This window comes from Pseudomonas sp. SLFW (assembly GCF_009905615.1).
Lineage (GTDB): Bacteria > Pseudomonadota > Gammaproteobacteria > Pseudomonadales > Pseudomonadaceae > Aquipseudomonas > Aquipseudomonas bambusae.
On record NZ_JAAAKW010000008.1, the window covers coordinates 218,434 to 234,986 of the forward strand.

Below are 16,553 nucleotides of genomic sequence, written 5' to 3' on the forward strand. Positions count from 1 at the left end.
CGCTTCATGGTTTGGCTTCGACACACAAAAACAACGACAAGCATTCAGGCGAGACAATGACGACTTCCAGTTCTCACGACGGCAGTACTGCTCCATTGATTGAAAACCACACGGTCGACTACGTGCCGCTGGCCGAGCGACATGGCAAGGCGCGAGACCTGTTCACGCTGTGGTTCAGCACCAACATCGCGCCGCTGCCCATCGTCACCGGGGCGATGGTGGTTCAGGTGTTTCATCTGAACCTGCTGTGGGGGTTCATCGCGATTGCGCTGGGCCATCTGATTGGCGGGGTAGTGATCGCGCTGGCCTCCGCCCAAGGGCCGCGCATGGGCATTCCGCAGATGGTTCAGAGCCGGGGCCAGTTCGGCCGATACGGCGCGCTGCTGATCGTGTTCTTCGCCGCGCTCATCTACGTTGGTTTCTTTATCTCCAACATCGTGCTGGCGGGTCAGTCGATTCACGGCATGGTGCCTGCCGTGCCACTGCCGGCCGGTATCGTGATCGGCGCCTTGAGTGCCACGGCCATCGGCGTGATCGGCTACCGCTTCATTCACACCCTCAATCGCATCGGCACTTGGGTGATGGGGGCCGCGTTGTTGGCCGGTTTCATCATGATGTTCTGCCAGGACCTGCCCGCCGATTTTTTCAGTCGAGGCAGCTTCAACCTGTCGGGTTGGCTGGCCACGATTTGCCTCGGCATCATCTGGCAGATCAGTTTCTCGCCCTATGTCTCCGACTATTCCCGTTATTTGCCCAACGACATTGGCATCGCCAAACCCTTTTGGGCGACGTATTTCGGCGCGACCCTGGGGACGATTCTGTCGTTCAGTTTCGGCGCCGTGGCGGTGTTGGCAACGCCTGAAGGCACTGAGGCCATGGTCGCGGTCAAGCAGGCGACCGGCGTTCTGGGTCCGGTGCTGATGGTGCTGTTTCTGTTGAATATCATCATTCACAACGCACTGAATCTCTACGGCGCAGTGCTTTCCATCGTCACTTCGATCCAGACCTTCGCTGGCAACTGGACGCCGAGCATCAAAGTTCGCGTGGTGTTGGCCTCGGTGATTCTGGCGGGGTGCTGCGTTACGGCAGTGGGCGCTTCCAGCGATTTCATCTCGCAGTTCATCGGTCTGATCCTGACGCTGCTGATCGTGCTGGTGCCATGGGCCTCGATCAACTTGATCGACTTCTACCTGATCAAGCGTGGCAGCTACGACATTGCCTCGATTTTCAGCGCCGACGGCGGTATCTATGGGCGTTTCAACCCCCATGCCATCGTGGCGTACTTCATCGGCATCATCGTGCAACTGCCCTTCGCCAACACCTCGCTGTATGTCGGTCCGTACGCGAATTATCTGGAAGGCGCCGACCTGTCGTGGCTGGTGGGATTGCTGGTGACTTGCCCGTTGTATTACTGCCTGGCGACCCGGGGCCGTACAGCACAGAGCAAGGCTGCACGGTTGGGGTTCGCTGACTGATCGAGCGGGGAGGCGACTCAATTGCCTCCCTCTCCACAGCCTGATCGGATCAAGCACTGAACAGCAAAACGCCGCTGCCTCTTGAGGAGAACAGCGGCGTTTTTATTGGCCTGCAGGTCGGGCGCAAGCGCCAGTATCAGTGGACGCCTGCGGCCTTGTTCAGGTCGCTTTCTACCCACTGGGTGTAGACGCAAGCATCGGCCGTGGCCCAGCGAACCCGCACTTGATCCCCGGCCTTGAGTGGCATGCCCGCAGCGGACAGCGCTTTGACCGTCATGCTCACGCCGCTTTGCGTGGACACTGTGCAGGTCTGGCTTTCCCCCAGGAACAACACTTCGCTCACACGTGCGCTGACTTCGTTCCAGCCCGCCTGGACAGGTTGCGATGCAGCCTGTTCAACACTCAACGCCTGAGCCTTTTCAGGGCGGATCATCAACAGCACGTCCTGATCGGTCTGCAGGCCTACGGTCAGCCGGATCGACAATGGTTGGCCCTCGAATGTCGCCACGCCGTTGCCTTGGGACTTGAGCTTCAGGAAATTCGAGTTGCCGAGGAATGACGCCACGAAGGCATTCGGCGGGTTTTGATAGAGGTCATAGCCAGTGCCCAGGCCGACAATCTTGCCGTGGCTGAAAATCGCGATGCGCTGGGACAGGCGCATGGCTTCTTCTTGATCATGGGTCACGTAAACGATGGTGATGCCCAGCCGGCGATGCAACTGACGCAACTCGTCTTGGAGGTCTTCACGCAGTTTCTTGTCGAGCGCGCCCAACGGCTCGTCCATCAGCAGAATGCGTGGCTCGTAGACCAGCGCGCGGGCGATGGCCACGCGTTGCTGCTGTCCGCCGGACAGCTGTGAAGGACGCCGGTGGGCAAAAGCGTCGAGTTGAACGAGTTTGAGCATGGCATCGACCCGTTTCTCGCGCTCGGCTGGCGCCAGTTTGCGGATTGCCAGCGGAAAAGCGATGTTGTCGCGTACCGAAAGATGAGGGAACAAGGAGTAGCGCTGGAACACCATGCCGATGTCGCGTTTATGCGGCGGCACGTTGACCAGGGATTTCCCGGCGACGAGGATCTCGCCCGAGCTGGGGGTTTCGAAACCGGCCAGCATCGACAGCGTGGTGCTCTTGCCCGAACCGCTGGAGCCAAGGAAGGTGAGGAATTCGCCGTCCTGAATGTCCAGCGAGATGTTGTCGACGGCGGCGAAGTCGCCGTAGTGTTTGTTCAGGTTGCGCAGGCTGACCAGGGTCTGGGCAGGGTGCGCGGCGTCTTTGATCACGGCACTCATGAAGGCATCCTCGCTTCGTTGCGGCGACGCAGGGTCGCGGCGATAAACATGACCAGCACCGACAGGGCGATCAGCAGCGTCGAGGCGACGGCGATCACAGGCGTCAGGTCCTGGCGCAAAGTGGTCCACATCTTGACCGGCAGGGTTTGCAGCGTTGGACTGGCCATCATCACGCTCAGCACGACCTCATCCCACGACACCAGAAACGCGAACAGCGCGCCGGCGACCATGCCTGGCCGTATGCCCGGAAACGTCACTTTGAACACCGCCTGAATCCGCGATGCCCCGCAGATCACAGCAGCGTCCTCGATGGATTGGTCGAAGAGTTTCAGCGAGTTGATGATCGAGATGATGGTGAAGGGCAGAGCGACGATCACGTGGCTGACCACAAAAGAAAACAGCGTGCCGGTGTAGCCCAGTTTCAGAAACAGCGCATACACCGCCACGGCGATGATGACCAGCGGGACAATCATCGGCAGGGTGAAAATGCCGTAGAGCATGTCGCGCCCCGGAAAGCGCCCGCGTACCAGCGCGAACGCCGTTGGCAGGCCCAGCGCCACGGCGCAGATCGTGGTCAGCACCGCGACTTTCAGGCTGGCGAATGCGGCGGCCATCCACTCGGGGTTGTTGAAGAATTGCTGATACCACTTCAGCGTCCAGCCGGGCGGCGGGAACACCAGCCACTGTGAGGAGCCAAACGACAGCAGGACGATGAACACGATCGGCAGCAGCAGGAACAACGCGATCAGGCCAGTGACCGAATACAGACCCCAGCGCAGACGAGCGCTGATGGCATTGGGGGTGAGGAGCATGATGATTTACCTCGCGGAGTTCGAGCCGACCGGCGATTCCGGCTGCAGCTTGAGGTAGAAATAGAACAGCACCAGCGTGATCACGATCAGCAACGCCGCCGCCGCGCTCGCCATCCCCCAATTGAGGAATGACTGTACCTGCTGGACGATGAATTCCGGCAGCATCATGTCCTGCGCGCCGCCCAGCAGCGCTGGCGTGACGTAGTACCCGAGTGACATGACGAAGACCATCAGGCCACCGGAAAACAGCCCCGAGCGGCACAGCGGCAGGAATACCCTGAAGAAATTGGTCCACGGGCTGGCGCCACAGATCGAACCCGCCTGCAGGACCATGGGGTCGATGGCGGCCATGGTGGCCTGCAACGGCAGGACGATGAACGGGATCATGATGTAGCTCATGCCGATGACCACGCCTGTCAGGTTATGCACCATCTCCAGCGGCTGATCGATCACGCCCAGCGCCATCAGCATTTTGTTGATGACCCCGGACGCTTGCAGCAGTACCAGCCACGAATAGGTCCTTGCCAGCAGGCTGGTCCACATCGACAGCAGCACAATGCTCAGCACCCAACGTCCCCAGCCGCGGGGTACCAGCGTGATGGCCCACGCCAGCGGAAAGCCCAGCAAAAGACTGAACAGCGTGACCAGTCCCGCAACGGAGAAGGTGTTGAACAGCACGCGGGCATACGCCGAGTTGGCGAACAGTTGCTCGTAGTTGCCCAAGCCCGGCGTGGGCTCCAGAACGCCTCGCAACAGCAGCCCGATCAGCGGCGCGAAGAAAAACACGCCCAGGAACAGCAGGGCAGGCAGCAGGTTGCGGCTGCCTTTCCAACGCTGCGAAAAGGGAGCCGCCTGATGCGCGCTCACGGCCTGAACGGGCGCTGCGACGGCGCTGGAAGCACCGCCGACAGGGCTTGATGGACGGGGCGCAGTGGCCGTCATTTTCACTTGACCAGCCATTCGTTCCACCGTGTCGCGATGGCTGGGCCGTTCTTGGCCCAATACGCGAAGTCGAGAGTGATTTGATCATCCGGGTAGGCAGTCGGCAGCTTCTTCGCGAGCGTCGAGTCCAGACGTTGCACGCTGTCCAGGTTGACCGGCGCGTAGGCTGTCAGGTTGGAGAAGTCAGCCTGACCTCTGGCGCTCGATGCCTCGGCGATCAGCTTCATGGCCGCGTCCTTGTTCTTTGCGCCTTTGGGGACGACGAGGAAGTCGGCCATGACCAGGTTCTGTTTCCAGCTCACGCCCACGGGGGCGCCGTCCTGCTCAAGGGCGTAGGTGCGACCGTTCCAGAATTGACCCAGCGACGCCTCCCCGGAGGCCAGCAGTTGTTGGGACTGTGCGCCACCGCCCCACCAGACGATGTCTTTCTTGATGGTGTCGAGCTTCTTGAAGGCGCGGTCGAGGTCCAGCGGATAGAGCTTGTCCTTTGAGACGCCGTCGGCCAACAGAGCCAATTCGAGCACGCCGGGGCTTGGCCATTTGTAGAGCGCACGCTTGCCTGGGAAGGTCTTGGTGTCGAACAGGGCGGACCAGTCTTCAGGCTTGGCTTTGCCCAGCTTGCTCTCGTTGTAACCGAGCACAAAAGAGAAGAAGAACGAACCGACGCCCTGGTCGGAAACGAAGCGCGGGTCGATGCGGTCTTTCTTGATCACGCTGAAATCCAGCGGCTCAAGCAGGCCTTCGCTGGCGGCACGCAAGGCGAAGTCGGCTTCAACATCGACCACATCCCACGACACGTTGCCGCTCTCGACCATTGCCTTGAGCTTGCCGTAGTCGGTTGGACCATCCTGCACCACGGCGGTGCCGGTGGTCTTGCTGAATGCGTTGGCCCACGCCTGCTTTTGCGCGTCTTGGGTGGAGCCGCCCCAACTGACGAAGTTGACGCTGTCTGCAGCGATGGCTGCGTGACAAGAGAGCGCCAACACACCTGCTGTCAGGACCGCTGTTGCACGTTGAATCAACACCATTTTCACGCCCTCATTGTTGTGTTTGTGAGCGGGCTGTCTGTTGCCCGCCTGTCGGGAGCAGTGGGTCTTCGGAGACGGTCGTCGGACCTTTCAATCAGGCCTGTTCAGGGTCGTTTTCGGCGGATTCCTCCAGTGAAAACGACTGGCAAAAAATGATCAGGCCTACGGAATGTCATATTATGGTATTCCAAACTTTCTGCAAGCGATTTGCACCTCTCTCTCAGCCGTGCGCCGGTTTTATCTGTGAGTGAAGCCCCGCATTTGCAGGGCCAAACACCGGCCAGCCGTCCCAATCCTGGGCGGTGGCGGCGCGGTGTCAGGGGGCAGAAAACGGCACGCTTTCCACCACTTCGAGGTCGTAGCCGGTCAGGCCCGCGTATTTCAGCGGGGGACCGAGATGGCGCAGTTTGCCAATGCCGATGTCTTGCAGAATCTGCGCCCCGGTGCCGACTTCCGAATAGATGCGTGACTGTGAGCGTGTGTACTGCCGTGGCGGTTTCGTCAGTTGCGGAATGCGCTCCAGCAGCGCTTGAGAGGATTCGTGGTTGGCGAGCACCACCACGACGCCCCGGCCTTCTTCGGCCACCTTTTGCAACGCAGCCCAGAGCGTCCAGTTGGCCGGACCGTTGTACTCAGCGCCCACCAGATCGCGCAACGGATCGACCACGTGGACGCGCACCAGCGTCTGTTCCTCGCGACGAATGTCACCCATGACCATGGCCATGTGCACGCCACCCTCGATGCGGTCCTCGTAGCTGATCAGTCGGAATGTGCCGTGTACGGTTGGCAATTCGCGCTCGCCGATCCGGACAATGGTGTGCTCGGTGCTGAGTCGGTAATGGATGAGGTCGGCGATGGTCCCGATCCGAATGCCGTGCTTCGCGGCAAAACGTTCCAGATCAGGGCGTCGGGCCATGCTGCCGTCATCGTTCATGACCTCGACGATGACGGACGCGGGTGTGAACCCCGCCAGACGTGCCAGATCACAGCCAGCTTCGGTATGACCAGCGCGGGTGAGCACCCCACCTTCACGGGCGCGCAGGGGGAAGATGTGGCCGGGTTGCACCAGGTCGTCTGGCTGCGCGTTGGCGGCGACGGCGGCTTGAACCGTACGGGCGCGATCAGCTGCCGAAATGCCCGTGGTCACGCCGGTGGCAGCTTCTATGGACACGGTGAAGGCCGTGGAAAAAACGCTGCCATTGCTCGGGACCATTTGTTCAAGGCCGAGCCGCTGGCAGTGTTCGTCGGTCAATGTCAGGCAGATCAGGCCGCGTGCTTCATTGGCCATGAAGCTGATGGCCTGGGGCGTGCAACAATCGGCGGCGAGGAGCAGGTCGCCTTCGTTTTCCCGGTCTTCATCGTCGACCAGCAAGACCATCTTGCCTTGGCGATAGTCTTCGAGGATGTCTTCAATGCGGTCGAACGCCATGGGCTTGTCTCTGTGTTTATCATGGAGAATTATTGGTATACCATAAGACAGAATATTTCACAGTTCTACTGTATTTGAAACCACATCACTGAAAAATAGAGAGCGTGCGATGACGGCGTACTGGATTGCCCACGTAGACATCACTGACCCCGCGCAGTACACCGAGTACACGAAGCGCGGCCCGGCGGCGTTCGCCAGATACGGCGGAAAAATTCTGGCCCGTGGCGGTCGGGCCGAGGCACTGGAAGGGCGGAAGACGCCGCAACGCACGGTCATCATCGCGTTCGAATCCTACGAGCAGGCACTCATGTGTTATCACTCGGCGGAGTATCAGGAAGCGATGAGTCACCGACAGGGCGTGGCCCATGCGGAAATCGTGATTGTCGAAGGGTTTGAGGGGTAAAGCCTGCAGACGTATCTCGCGGTACGGATGGGAAACCCGTGGGAGCGAATTCATTCGCGAGAGGGTTTAACCGGCGATAGAGTGGGTTTGCCTGCACCGGCCTCTCGCGACTGAATTCGCTCTTACAGGTCCGGCGTCACGCCATTGCGTCGGCTCTGCCTGGGTGATCATCGAATGAAATGAATCTTTCCGGTGTCGTCATTGCCCACGTAGATTCCGTACACCCCCGCCTGGCGTTCGGCGATGTAGCGTTCCAGGATCTGGCGGATGGCGGGGTAGTAGATGCTGTCCCACGGGATATCTTCCGGGGAGAAAAAGCGACAGGCCAGGGTCTCCGGCCCGAACTGGTCGGTGACTTCCAGTGCGATGGCGCGAAAGACGATGTACACCTCGCTGATCTGCGGCACGCTGAAGATCGAGTACGGCGAGATGATTTCAGCGCGTACGCCACTTTCTTCCCACACTTCGCGCAAGGCCGCCTGCTCGGTGGTTTCGCCGGCTTCCATGAAGCCGGCGGGCAGGGTCCAGGTGCCCGGACGCGGTGGAATCGCCCGCTGGCACAGCAGGTATTGGCCCTCGCGCTCGATGATGCAGCCCGCGATGACCTTGGGATTGACGTAGTGAATGTACTGACAGCTGCCACACATCAGCCGCTCATGGGTGTCTCCGTCAGGCGCTCGTTGAGCCAGGTCGGGGCTGCCACATTGCGGACAAAAGCGCGGCGCGGGCATGTCAGCGTCCTATGCGCGGTTCCTTCAGAACCACGGGTTCGACGATTTCGCGCACCTGCGTGCCATCGTCCTGTTTGGATTTAAGGTAGTCGAGCGCCACTTTAGCCGCACTGCGCACATGATCGACCGACGCCTGATGGGCGGCCAACGGGTCGCCGCTCTTGATTGCCGCGACCATGCGTTCCATTTCCTGGTTGCTGGCGCCGCGACGGTTTTTCTGTGACACCGATGTCGCCCGCAGGTAGCTGATACGGGCCTGCAATTGGCGCAGTTGTGTGGCCGCGACGTGGTTGCCCGAGCCTTCGAGCAACACGTCATAGAAGCTTTGAACCGAGTCCAGCACTTGCTGCAGCTCGCCTTCTTCCAGCGCCTTGGTGTTTTCGTTGAGGGCTTTTTCCAGGGCACGAATGTCCTTGGCTTTGGCTCGCAACGTGAAGAGCTGGACGATCAGGCCTTCCAGCACGCAGCGCAATTCGTAGATGTCGCAGGCATCTTCCAGGGTGATGATGGCAACGCGCGGGCCCTTGGCGTCGGCGAATTCCACCAGACCTTCGGACTCCAGGTGACGCAGCGCTTCACGCACCGAGGTGCGGCTGACGCCGAGGCGGTCACACAGATCACGCTCCACCAACCGATCGCCTGGCAACAGTTGGAAATTCATGATCGCGCTGCGCAGTTTATCCAGCACGATCTCCCGCAGCGTAACGGGGTTGCGATTGACCTTGAAGCTATCGTCAAGTGGCAGGCGTTTCATGGGGTCCGCTCTGAAGATGGCTGTCTGGACGAATGAAGCGGCTTGTCGATCAGCGCGCAATCCTCTCGGACAGCCATGTAGTTGACTGGGTGACCCTAGGGCCAAAACGTCGCGCAGTTTATCACGCTGCGTGCCGCCAACCAGCAAGCCTATCGCCGAGATGGGCTTGATTTCAGCTCTTTATCAGCGCTATTCACGCCAAAGCCGGTAATGGCCCCAGCTTGCCACGGTGATAGACCATCGGCGTCACCGGCACATCAGGCAGGATCAGGTTTTTCACCGCGCCCACGATGATCGCGTGATCACCGCCGTCGTACTCGCGCCACAGCTCGCATTCGATGATTGCCGTGGCTTTGTGCAGCAACGGGTTGCCCAGTTCGCTGAGGTGCCACTCGATGCCTTTGGCCTTGTCCTTGCCTTTACCGGCGAAGGCATAGGCTTCGCTGGTCTGGTCCGCTGACAGCAGATGGATCGCGAACTGCTTGCTGTCACGCAGCACGGGGTAGGTGTCCGAGGCGTAGTTGGGGCAGAACAGCACCAGCGCCGGATCGATCGACAACGCACTGAATGCGCTGGCGGTGATGCCGACGATGCCGCCGTCCGCGCCCAGGGTGGTGACCACCGTCACGCCTGATGGGAAGGACGCCATGACGTCTTTGTAAATGCCGGGTTCGATCATGTGGGGCAGCCTCGTTCAACGCATCACGAATGGATCGGGCATGGGCGCTTGCGAGAGGTTGATCCACACCGTTTTCAGCTCGGTGTAGGCCAGTACCGAATCGATACCGCTCTCGCGGCCATAGCCGCTGTTTTTGAATCCGCCGATAGGCGCCATGGCCGACACGGCACGGTAGGTATTGACCCAGATGATCCCGGATCGCACGTCCCGCGCTAGACGGTGGGCGCGGCCAAGATCGCGGGTCCAGATGCCCGCGGCCAGGCCGAATTGTGAGTCGTTGGCGATGGCCAGCGCTTCGGCTTCGTCCTTGAAGCGGATCACCGAAGCGACCGGGCCGAACACTTCTTCCTGCATGATCTTCATCGAGTTGCGGTCGCACTCGAACAGCGTCGGCTCGTAATACCAGCCGTCGTTGCCCAACTGTGGCCGTTTGCCGCCGGTACGCAGACGCGCCCCTTCGGCCAATGCATCCGCCACCAGGCCTTCGACCACCGCGAGTTGCTGGGCCGTGGCCATGGGGCCCATCTCGCTGGTTTCGTCTTGCGGGTTGCCGATGCGAATGCGCTGGGCACGCTGCACCAGCCGTTCGACGAACTCGTCGTAGATTTCGTCCTGCACCAACAGCCGCGAGCCTGACACGCAGCTCTGGCCGGAAGCGGCATAAATGCCTGCGACGGCACCATTGATGGCGCTGTCCAGATCGGCGTCGGCAAAGATGATGTTCGGCGATTTGCCGCCCAGTTCGAGCGAGAGCTTGGCGAAGTTCTCGGCGCTGCTGCGCACCACATGACGCGCCGTCGCGGCCCCTCCCGTGAAGGCGATCTTGCGCACCAGCGGATGACGGGTGAGGGCGGCGCCCGTGCTGGGGCCGTAGCCGGTGACCACGTTGACCACGCCCGGTGGAATGCCGGCTTCGAGCGCCAGACGCGCCAGTTCCAGAATGGTCGCCGACGCGTGCTCCGAAGGTTTGAGCACGATGGTATTGCCGGCCGCCAACGCCGGTGCCAGTTTGATCGCGGTCAGATAAAGCGGGCTGTTCCAGGGAATGATCCCGGCCACCACACCCATCGGTTCGTGCACGGTGTAGGCAAACAGGTCGGGCTTGTCCAGCGGCAGCGTGCCGCCTTCAAGCTTGTCGGCCAGTCCGGCCGTGTAGTGAAAAAACTCGGGCAAGTAGCTGACCTGGCCGCGGGTTTCGCGAATCAGCTTGCCGTTGTCACGGCTTTCCAGTTGCGCGAGGTGTTCTTTGTTCTCGGCGATCAAATCGCCCAGCCGCCGCAGCAATTTGCCTCGCGCCGTGGCCGTGAGCGAGCGCCACGCCGGGCTTTCGAAGGCGGCCTGTGCCGATTGCACGGCCCGCTCAACGTCCGCTTCGTCGGCATCGGGCAGTTCGGCCCACGCCTGTGCCAGTGCCGGGTTGAGGCTCTCGAACGTCTTGCCGGACAGCGCATCGACCCACTGGCCGTCGATGCACATCTGGAAACGGGTAAGGCTCATGCGACGATCCCCTCTGCCGAGTTGTTTTGCGCGTCTGCTTGTTGGAGAAACGCCAGCAGCATCTGGTTGACCAGGCGTGGCGATTCCACCGGCATCATATGCCGCTGTTCGGGAAGTATGTGCACCTGTGCGCCATGAATGCGCAGGGCCAGTTGCCGCGCCATGTCGGGGGTCGAACCGGGGTCCAGCTCACCCGTGGCGATCAGTGTCGGCGCACGGATGGCCCCGAGATCGTCGGCGCGGTACATGTCTTGCGTTGCGAACAGCTTGTAGGTGGTCAGGTAGCCCTGTGGATCGTTGCTCGCGAGAATCTGTCGGATTGCAGTGATCTGCGCCGGGTTGGCCGCCTGATATTCCCGGCTGAACCAGCGCGACAAAGCTTCGGCTGCGTTGGCGTCCGGGCCGTGCTCGGCCGCCTGGCTGGTGCGTGCGATCACACCTGCCCGTTGTTCCGCGCTACGGTTGAACACACTGTTGAGAATGACCATTCCCGCCAAGTGCTGCGGGAAGTGCAGGGCAAACGCTCGCGCTACCAGACCGCCCATGGAAAAGCCGATCACTGTGGCGCTGGGTACACCAAGATGTTCCAGCAACTCGCGCAACTGCTCGGCATAACCGGGCAAGCCGGTGTCGGGATCGGGGCGCGGGCTGGCGCCGTGACCGAGCATGTCGTAAGCGATGACGCGATAGTGCGGGGCCAGTCCGACGATCTGTCCTCCCCACATTTCCTTGTTCAGACCGACCCCGTGAATCAACACCACGGGATGGCCTTGGCCGGTCGCCAGATAACTGGTACCAGCCGGGGTGCGTTCAGCGGTGAGCCGAATCATTTGGATCGCTCCTGCACAGACCTTATGCGGCCGTTCGAAGCAACTGCCTTCAAACGGCCTTATTAGAATGTCGATCAGTGATTACTGGGCTTTCTCGGCTGCCAGCTCTTCCAGATCGATGTAGCGGTTGCCGATGCGCGGGTGCAGACGACCGCCGTTGGCAGCCCCCAGTACCACGACGATTTCGTCGGCACGTGGCGAATCTTCGATCTGCATTTCGAGCGTGATGTAGTGCGAACGCAGGCCTTCGTCGTCCTTGTGCATCATCGGGATCTGAATCGAAGTGCCGGGACCGCCGCGCTTGTTGGTGAAGCTCAGGTAGCTCTTGGCCTTGACGGCTTCGCGGTAATGGTTGCCGAAGCGCAGGGTGTGGATCACGGCGGAAGCGTGTTCGATCTCGCCATCGGCGCCGACCACCGCGGCCTTGCCGTAGGCTTCGATTTTGTCGGCGCCGCCGATCAGGCCGGTCAGACGCTCGACCATCAACGCGCCGAGATCGGAGCAATTGGCGCGAATTTCCGGTTTCAGGTCTTCGACGAAGCCGCGACCCAACCACGGGTTTTTCATCACCACGGCCAAACCGACCATGGTCACAGGCGTGTCGGTCGCCTTGCCGCCTTCGATCAGGGTTTCTTCCTGGTAGCTGACGATCTTGCGAATTTCAAAACTCATGAAGGGCTCCTGGGCTTTTGCAGTGATTTTTGGAGGAAAGCGTGTATTTGGTATGATGGTATACCATAAGTTCGACTATGCAAATGCTTTGTTCGATTTGGGTTACTCACGTGGGCGTTGGACGTGAGCTGACGTCAGGCTGCTGTCAGAAGAGGATGAGGATGACCATGGAACGCTACACCGGTGTCGCTCAGGCCCTGCACTGGCTGACCGTTGCGGCATTGTGCTTTTTGCTGCCGTTCGTCTGAGTCGCGGAGAATTTCCCGCTGGGGCCGGTGCGGGTGTTTTGGTACATGGCGCATAAGTCGCATCAGCGTGTTTTTCTGATGGTGTTGATTCGCCTGACCTGACGTTGGCGGCGTCGTCCGCCGGCGAATCCCGAGGACATCAACCGGGTCGCGCGGGTGCTCGCCTTCACGCCATCGAAACCTGCTTCAATCGCAAGACGTGCAGCCTGACGATAGCCTGCGACTACGTCGGCAATCTCGGTAACAATGAGCGCGTGCGGGGTGACGAAGTTTTGCAGACCCGTTGCCGTGTAGGTTTGACCTGTCGCTTTGATCGCCGAAGGGGCCTGGGGTTGTGCGCCGTTCGGCAGCAGTGACGGGTGAGACACACGTCCGCAATGCATCAATTGCATGAAGATACGACCGCCGCGAGCGTGAACGGCGTTGGTGACTTTCTTCCAGGCTGCTACCTGATCTGCGGTCTCGATCCCAAGAGTGCGAACGTAGCCCTTACCCATGGCAATCGGGAAGACACCTTCGCTGACGATCAGACCAGCCGATGCGCGTTGGAAGTAGTAAGCGGTGACCAGATCGGATGGCACGCCAGCATCGTCAGAGCGCGAGCGGGTCATCGGGGCCATGATCATGCGGTTGGAGAGGGTGTAACGGCCTACTTTGACTTCAGAAAAAAGAGAATCCATTGCGCTGTTCCTCTGGGGGAAATGCTGGCTAGGCTTAGTGGTCTATTGAGGGCGTCATTGCCCGTTGATTTCGCCAATGTCTACCTAGCGCCACTGATTGCAGATTTCGCTCAGCTTTACCCTTGCATCAGATTTGATTTCGACCTCACCCCGCGCCAGGTCGATCTGATCAGCGAGCCTGTGGATGTCGTGATCTGCATGGGGGAGCCTGCCAACTCAAACTTGATAGCGCGCAAGCTGGCCAGCCTGCAACGGTTTCTATATGCATCTCCCCGATATCTGGAAATGTCGGGGGAACCGCAGTCGCTTTCGGATCTACCCCATCATGAATGCCTGCGGCTACGAGGCCATGGATCAGATCGCTGGATCCTTTCGGGGAAAGGCGCAACCGAGCAGGTCGATGTAGGCGGACGTTTTGAACTCAACAGCGTCGGGATGCTGAGGCGTCTGGCGTCATTGAATTTGGGGATCACGCTGCTGCCGGAGGGGATTGCCGCACAAGATGTCGCTGAGGGCAAATTGCGCCGTATCTTGCCTCAGTGGCAGGCCTCACCAATCTCCGTGTACGCCCTCACTGAAACGCGGTTACGCCCTGCCAAGACCCAGCGATTTATCGAGCTTGTGCGCGAAAAATTGGAGGCTAATTAGTTTGGTGATTCGTGCATGCTGATTGAACGAGTGTCCGCTGTTGGCCGAAAGCAGACATCACTATCAAAACCGCACTCGTTACGTTCCCCATCAACCCGAGGCAGCGAAACTACCGCTAAATGCTCAGCAAAGCCCTGAATCTGCTAATACCTCGCGCAGCACACTGATGGTCTCGTCAACAGACGGACCCTGCACCGCTGGCGGATCAGGACGTTCACAAAACTCGCGCCAGACAAAGAGTGTCAGCTCCGCACCGTCTGTTTGAGGCGTCGCGTTATCGCACGATCCAAACGCCTGAAGCGATCTGTACCTTTTATCTTGCCAAAACAGCGTTTCGATCCAGGCGTAAATAGGGATGAAGTGAAAATGGATGGAGTATCCCGTCTCATGACCATAACGGCTGATGTACAGGCGACGTGGGTGCAGCAGGGTCTCGATGGCATGCTGGATTTTTGCCTGGAGCGGGCCCAGCTCTGCCAACGCTTGCGCCGAAAGTGCGGCCAGCGAGTTGGTCATCTGCTTCGCGCTGAGCATCACATAGCCGGGCAATGCGCTGTCCATGCGATGGTTCACAACCCAGTGGCGTGACTCATAAATGATGAAGCGGGACGGTATGTCCATATGACGTCCTTGGAAAATGACCGATGTAGGGTATCACTCGCATCCGGGTCAACGTGCTGTCGCCCGGCGCGACGGCCACCGAACTCGCCAAGGCCGCGCTGAAGGAAGACGGACAGAAAACCTACGCGTCAATGACGCCGCTGCCGCGCCGATCCTGCAGAGACTGGCGCCGCAGCGGCCTTCCTTCGCCTCCTCGGACAGCAGTTTCATGACCGCCAGCGATGTGGCTGTAGACGGTGGTCTAGCCCAACTTTGACTCGCTACGCTCGACGGGTTGCTTCCCGATTGGAAGCCCGTCGGGCGTAGCCAACCGAAAGGTCAATTGCCCTCGATTCTCGTCCCATCATTCAACCCTTTCTGATCGTCAGCGCTGCGCCACCGCGATCAATGCGGTGGAGGGAATGAGCAGGACAGGATCATCGCCCGCCATTTCCCTGACGTGCGCAATCACTGCGGCCTTCTCTGTATCGGTCAGGCTCGTCCAGTCGGGCGACATTCCAAACAGTGTGTCGGGGTTGTCGAGCGACTTCACGTCCAGCTGATAGGGATGGGTCACGCTTTCGATGACAGGGTCCCGAAACCCGGCGGCGATCAATTCGCGGGCGAAATCCAGTGGATCGCTCAGCGCTTTTACGGCCTCGGGCATCGCCATGCCTTGGCGATCCGGGAAAAGTGTTCGCCTGACATTTCCCAACAACAGAAACGTCGCAGCCCCTCTTTCTTGCCACGTGGCGACGATGCCATATCCGCCGATGGCGGTGACGCGTTGCATTTCGGCCAGGCCTTTGCGCCAGTCGGGGAACATGATTACACCAAAGATCGAGAACGTCGCGTCGAAGCTGGCATCGGGCAAATCGAGGGACTGACCGTCCATGACTCGGCCCTCTACATTGGCCAGCCCGGCGCTTTTCACACACGCCACCATGGCGGGGGAAAAGTCCGTGGCCAGTACCTGTGCGCCGGTTCGTGCGGCTGCCAAGGCGAGTGCTCCGGTGCCCGTGGCGACATCCAGCACGCGGCTTTCCGGCGTCAGCGAAATCCGTGCGAGCGCCGCTTCTGCGAAATGCGCAGTGAAGGGGTGCGCCGTTTTCTGATAATGCTTTGCAGCAACGTCCCAGTGATCGGGATTCTCAAATTCACGCATCGCGCGGTCCTCGAAATTCATGTAACTTTACAAGTATCATGAGTCGAGGCTTTCTGCCAAGTATCGGAAACGAAGGAGCACACGATGCGCAACGACAGCCGCCTTTCGCGAATGCTACATATCCTGGTGCACATGGCGCGGCACAACGGGCCCGTCACGTCAGACCGGATTGCCGAGATGCTTGGAACGAACCCGGTGGTGGTTCGCAGAACAATGTCTGGCCTGCGTGACGCGGGTTACGTTCATTCGGAGAAGGGGCATGGTGGGGGCTGGGTGATCACCTGTGATCTTGAGCAGGTCACGCTGTTGGACATTTATAACGCGGTGGGAGAGCCCTCGCTGTTCGCCATCGGCAATGAGCGTTCCAACCCCGATTGCATGATCGAACAGGTGGTCAACCTTGCGGTTGATGAAGCATTGCGGGAAGCGGAGTCGGTGCTGGTGGAACGGTTTCGCAGCGTTAGCCTGGGTGAACTCAATCGTTTGTTCGATGCGCGTCGTGCTGCTGAGATTGAGTAGCCTGTTCCGTCATCGCCTGACCTGTTCGACACGCGCTGCCGCCTATCGAGACTGATTCGCTTTCGAATGACGGACGCAGGGGGCAGCTCACAGCCAGTCCCCCCATGCCCCGATGATGTGCGCCAACGCATCGCCAGATTCACCGTTGGGCAT

General features: G+C 60.1%; 16 protein-coding genes and 3 pseudogenes. 5 read left to right on the forward strand and 14 right to left on the reverse strand.

Annotated features, from left to right (window positions below; all coding sequences use genetic code 11):
- Nucleotides 1–56: 56 nt before the first annotated feature.
- The gene (locus GVN17_RS16530) at nucleotides 57–1,475 is read left to right on the forward strand and encodes a cytosine permease (protein ID WP_166596320.1); all 1,419 of its coding nucleotides are present in this window, start codon (nucleotides 57–59) and stop codon (nucleotides 1,473–1,475) included.
- Between the two features lie 136 nt (nucleotides 1,476–1,611).
- On the opposite strand, the gene GVN17_RS16535 is transcribed toward GVN17_RS16530, so the two are convergent.
- From GVN17_RS16535 to ribBA, 5 genes are all read right to left on the reverse strand, one after another.
- A complete protein-coding gene (locus tag GVN17_RS16535; protein WP_166596321.1) occupies nucleotides 1,612–2,763 on the reverse strand; it encodes an ABC transporter ATP-binding protein in 1,152 nt (383 codons plus the stop codon).
- Complete coding sequence (locus GVN17_RS16540) at nucleotides 2,760–3,575, reverse strand: ABC transporter permease (RefSeq protein WP_166596322.1); 816 nt, start codon at nucleotides 3,573–3,575, stop codon at nucleotides 2,760–2,762. Before GVN17_RS16540 ends, GVN17_RS16535 begins: the two co-directional genes overlap by 4 nt.
- A 6-nt stretch (nucleotides 3,576–3,581) precedes the next feature.
- Complete coding sequence (locus GVN17_RS16545) at nucleotides 3,582–4,535, reverse strand: ABC transporter permease (protein WP_178115733.1); 954 nt, start codon at nucleotides 4,533–4,535, stop codon at nucleotides 3,582–3,584.
- The gene (locus tag GVN17_RS16550) at nucleotides 4,520–5,545 is read right to left on the reverse strand and encodes an ABC transporter substrate-binding protein (protein WP_166596323.1); all 1,026 of its coding nucleotides are present in this window, start codon (nucleotides 5,543–5,545) and stop codon (nucleotides 4,520–4,522) included. The genes GVN17_RS16545 and GVN17_RS16550 overlap by 16 nt, the downstream gene beginning before the upstream one ends.
- A 316-nt stretch (nucleotides 5,546–5,861) precedes the next feature.
- Nucleotides 5,862–6,974 carry a bifunctional 3,4-dihydroxy-2-butanone-4-phosphate synthase/GTP cyclohydrolase II gene (gene ribBA / locus GVN17_RS16555; RefSeq protein WP_166596324.1) on the reverse strand — a complete coding sequence of 371 codons (1,113 nt, stop codon included), beginning with the start codon at nucleotides 6,972–6,974 and terminating at the stop codon, nucleotides 5,862–5,864.
- A 109-nt stretch (nucleotides 6,975–7,083) separates the two neighbouring features.
- Here ribBA and GVN17_RS16560 point away from each other — a divergent pair, with 109 nt between their 5' ends.
- A complete protein-coding gene (locus GVN17_RS16560) occupies nucleotides 7,084–7,377 on the forward strand; it encodes a DUF1330 domain-containing protein (RefSeq protein ID WP_166596325.1) in 294 nt (97 codons plus the stop codon).
- Nucleotides 7,378–7,544: 167 nt separating this feature from the next.
- Here GVN17_RS16560 and GVN17_RS16565 read toward each other — a convergent pair whose 3' ends face one another.
- The 7 genes and pseudogenes from GVN17_RS16565 to GVN17_RS16595 form a co-directional block, all read right to left on the reverse strand.
- Nucleotides 7,545–8,108 carry an NUDIX hydrolase gene (locus GVN17_RS16565; protein ID WP_166596326.1) on the reverse strand — a complete coding sequence of 188 codons (564 nt, stop codon included), beginning with the start codon at nucleotides 8,106–8,108 and terminating at the stop codon, nucleotides 7,545–7,547.
- 1 nt (nucleotide 8,109) lies between these two features.
- Nucleotides 8,110–8,862, reverse strand: coding sequence for a GntR family transcriptional regulator (locus tag GVN17_RS16570; RefSeq protein ID WP_166596327.1), 753 nt, complete (start codon nucleotides 8,860–8,862; stop codon nucleotides 8,110–8,112).
- A 193-nt stretch (nucleotides 8,863–9,055) separates the two neighbouring features.
- Entirely contained in the window at nucleotides 9,056–9,541 is a 486-nt protein-coding gene (locus GVN17_RS16575; RefSeq protein WP_166596328.1) for a flavin reductase family protein, read from the reverse strand.
- Between the two features lie 15 nt (nucleotides 9,542–9,556).
- Entirely contained in the window at nucleotides 9,557–11,038 is a 1,482-nt protein-coding gene (locus GVN17_RS16580) for an aldehyde dehydrogenase (protein ID WP_166596329.1), read from the reverse strand.
- Nucleotides 11,035–11,868, reverse strand: a complete 834-nt coding sequence (locus GVN17_RS16585) for an alpha/beta fold hydrolase (protein WP_166596330.1) — start codon at nucleotides 11,866–11,868, stop codon at nucleotides 11,035–11,037. The genes GVN17_RS16580 and GVN17_RS16585 overlap by 4 nt, the downstream gene beginning before the upstream one ends.
- Nucleotides 11,869–11,949: 81 nt before the next feature.
- Nucleotides 11,950–12,540: an amino acid synthesis family protein gene (locus tag GVN17_RS16590; RefSeq protein ID WP_166596331.1), complete on the reverse strand. Its 591-nt coding sequence runs from the start codon at nucleotides 12,538–12,540 to the stop codon at nucleotides 11,950–11,952.
- A 412-nt stretch (nucleotides 12,541–12,952) separates the two neighbouring features.
- Nucleotides 12,953–13,468, reverse strand: a pseudogene (locus GVN17_RS16595) (alkene reductase); the annotation flags it as partial.
- On the opposite strand from GVN17_RS16595, the pseudogene GVN17_RS16600 reads away from it, so the two are divergent.
- Nucleotides 13,439–14,116: pseudogene (locus GVN17_RS16600) on the forward strand (substrate binding domain-containing protein); the annotation flags it as partial. The pseudogenes GVN17_RS16595 and GVN17_RS16600 overlap by 30 nt on opposite strands.
- A 123-nt stretch (nucleotides 14,117–14,239) precedes the next feature.
- On the opposite strand, the gene GVN17_RS16605 reads toward GVN17_RS16600, so the two are convergent.
- Nucleotides 14,240–14,737, reverse strand: coding sequence for an HIT family protein (locus GVN17_RS16605; protein WP_166596332.1), 498 nt, complete (start codon nucleotides 14,735–14,737; stop codon nucleotides 14,240–14,242).
- A 35-nt stretch (nucleotides 14,738–14,772) separates the two neighbouring features.
- Here GVN17_RS16605 and GVN17_RS16610 point away from each other — a divergent pair.
- Nucleotides 14,773–14,993, forward strand: a pseudogene (locus tag GVN17_RS16610) (SDR family oxidoreductase); the annotation flags it as partial.
- A 108-nt stretch (nucleotides 14,994–15,101) separates the two neighbouring features.
- Here GVN17_RS16610 and GVN17_RS16615 read toward each other — a convergent pair.
- Nucleotides 15,102–15,881: a class I SAM-dependent methyltransferase gene (locus tag GVN17_RS16615; protein WP_166596333.1), complete on the reverse strand. Its 780-nt coding sequence runs from the start codon at nucleotides 15,879–15,881 to the stop codon at nucleotides 15,102–15,104.
- A gap of 84 nt (nucleotides 15,882–15,965) precedes the next feature.
- On the opposite strand from GVN17_RS16615, the gene GVN17_RS16620 reads away from it, so the two are divergent.
- The gene (locus GVN17_RS16620; protein WP_166596334.1) at nucleotides 15,966–16,400 is read left to right on the forward strand and encodes an Rrf2 family transcriptional regulator; all 435 of its coding nucleotides are present in this window, start codon (nucleotides 15,966–15,968) and stop codon (nucleotides 16,398–16,400) included.
- The last annotated feature ends 153 nt before the right edge of the window (nucleotides 16,401–16,553 follow it).

Coding starts and splice junctions, on each gene's coding strand:
- GVN17_RS16620 (WP_166596334.1), top strand. CDS start 15,966: ATGCGCAACGACAGCCGCCTTTCGCGAATGCTACATATCCTGGTGCAC.
- GVN17_RS16545 (WP_178115733.1), bottom strand. CDS start 4,535: ATGGCTGGTCAAGTGAAAATGACGGCCACTGCGCCCCGTCCATCAAGC.
- GVN17_RS16605 (WP_166596332.1), bottom strand. CDS start 14,737: ATGGACATACCGTCCCGCTTCATCATTTATGAGTCACGCCACTGGGTT.
- GVN17_RS16535 (WP_166596321.1), bottom strand. CDS start 2,763: ATGAGTGCCGTGATCAAAGACGCCGCGCACCCTGCCCAGACCCTGGTC.
- GVN17_RS16550 (WP_166596323.1), bottom strand. CDS start 5,545: ATGGTGTTGATTCAACGTGCAACAGCGGTCCTGACAGCAGGTGTGTTG.
- GVN17_RS16615 (WP_166596333.1), bottom strand. CDS start 15,881: ATGCGTGAATTTGAGAATCCCGATCACTGGGACGTTGCTGCAAAGCAT.
- GVN17_RS16560 (WP_166596325.1), top strand. CDS start 7,084: ATGACGGCGTACTGGATTGCCCACGTAGACATCACTGACCCCGCGCAG.
- GVN17_RS16565 (WP_166596326.1), bottom strand. CDS start 8,108: ATGCCCGCGCCGCGCTTTTGTCCGCAATGTGGCAGCCCCGACCTGGCT.
- GVN17_RS16580 (WP_166596329.1), bottom strand. CDS start 11,038: ATGAGCCTTACCCGTTTCCAGATGTGCATCGACGGCCAGTGGGTCGAT.
- GVN17_RS16540 (WP_166596322.1), bottom strand. CDS start 3,575: ATGCTCCTCACCCCCAATGCCATCAGCGCTCGTCTGCGCTGGGGTCTG.
- GVN17_RS16585 (WP_166596330.1), bottom strand. CDS start 11,868: ATGATTCGGCTCACCGCTGAACGCACCCCGGCTGGTACCAGTTATCTG.
- GVN17_RS16570 (WP_166596327.1), bottom strand. CDS start 8,862: ATGAAACGCCTGCCACTTGACGATAGCTTCAAGGTCAATCGCAACCCC.
- ribBA (WP_166596324.1), bottom strand. CDS start 6,974: ATGGCGTTCGACCGCATTGAAGACATCCTCGAAGACTATCGCCAAGGC.
- GVN17_RS16575 (WP_166596328.1), bottom strand. CDS start 9,541: ATGATCGAACCCGGCATTTACAAAGACGTCATGGCGTCCTTCCCATCA.
- GVN17_RS16590 (WP_166596331.1), bottom strand. CDS start 12,540: ATGAGTTTTGAAATTCGCAAGATCGTCAGCTACCAGGAAGAAACCCTG.
- GVN17_RS16530 (WP_166596320.1), top strand. CDS start 57: ATGACGACTTCCAGTTCTCACGACGGCAGTACTGCTCCATTGATTGAA.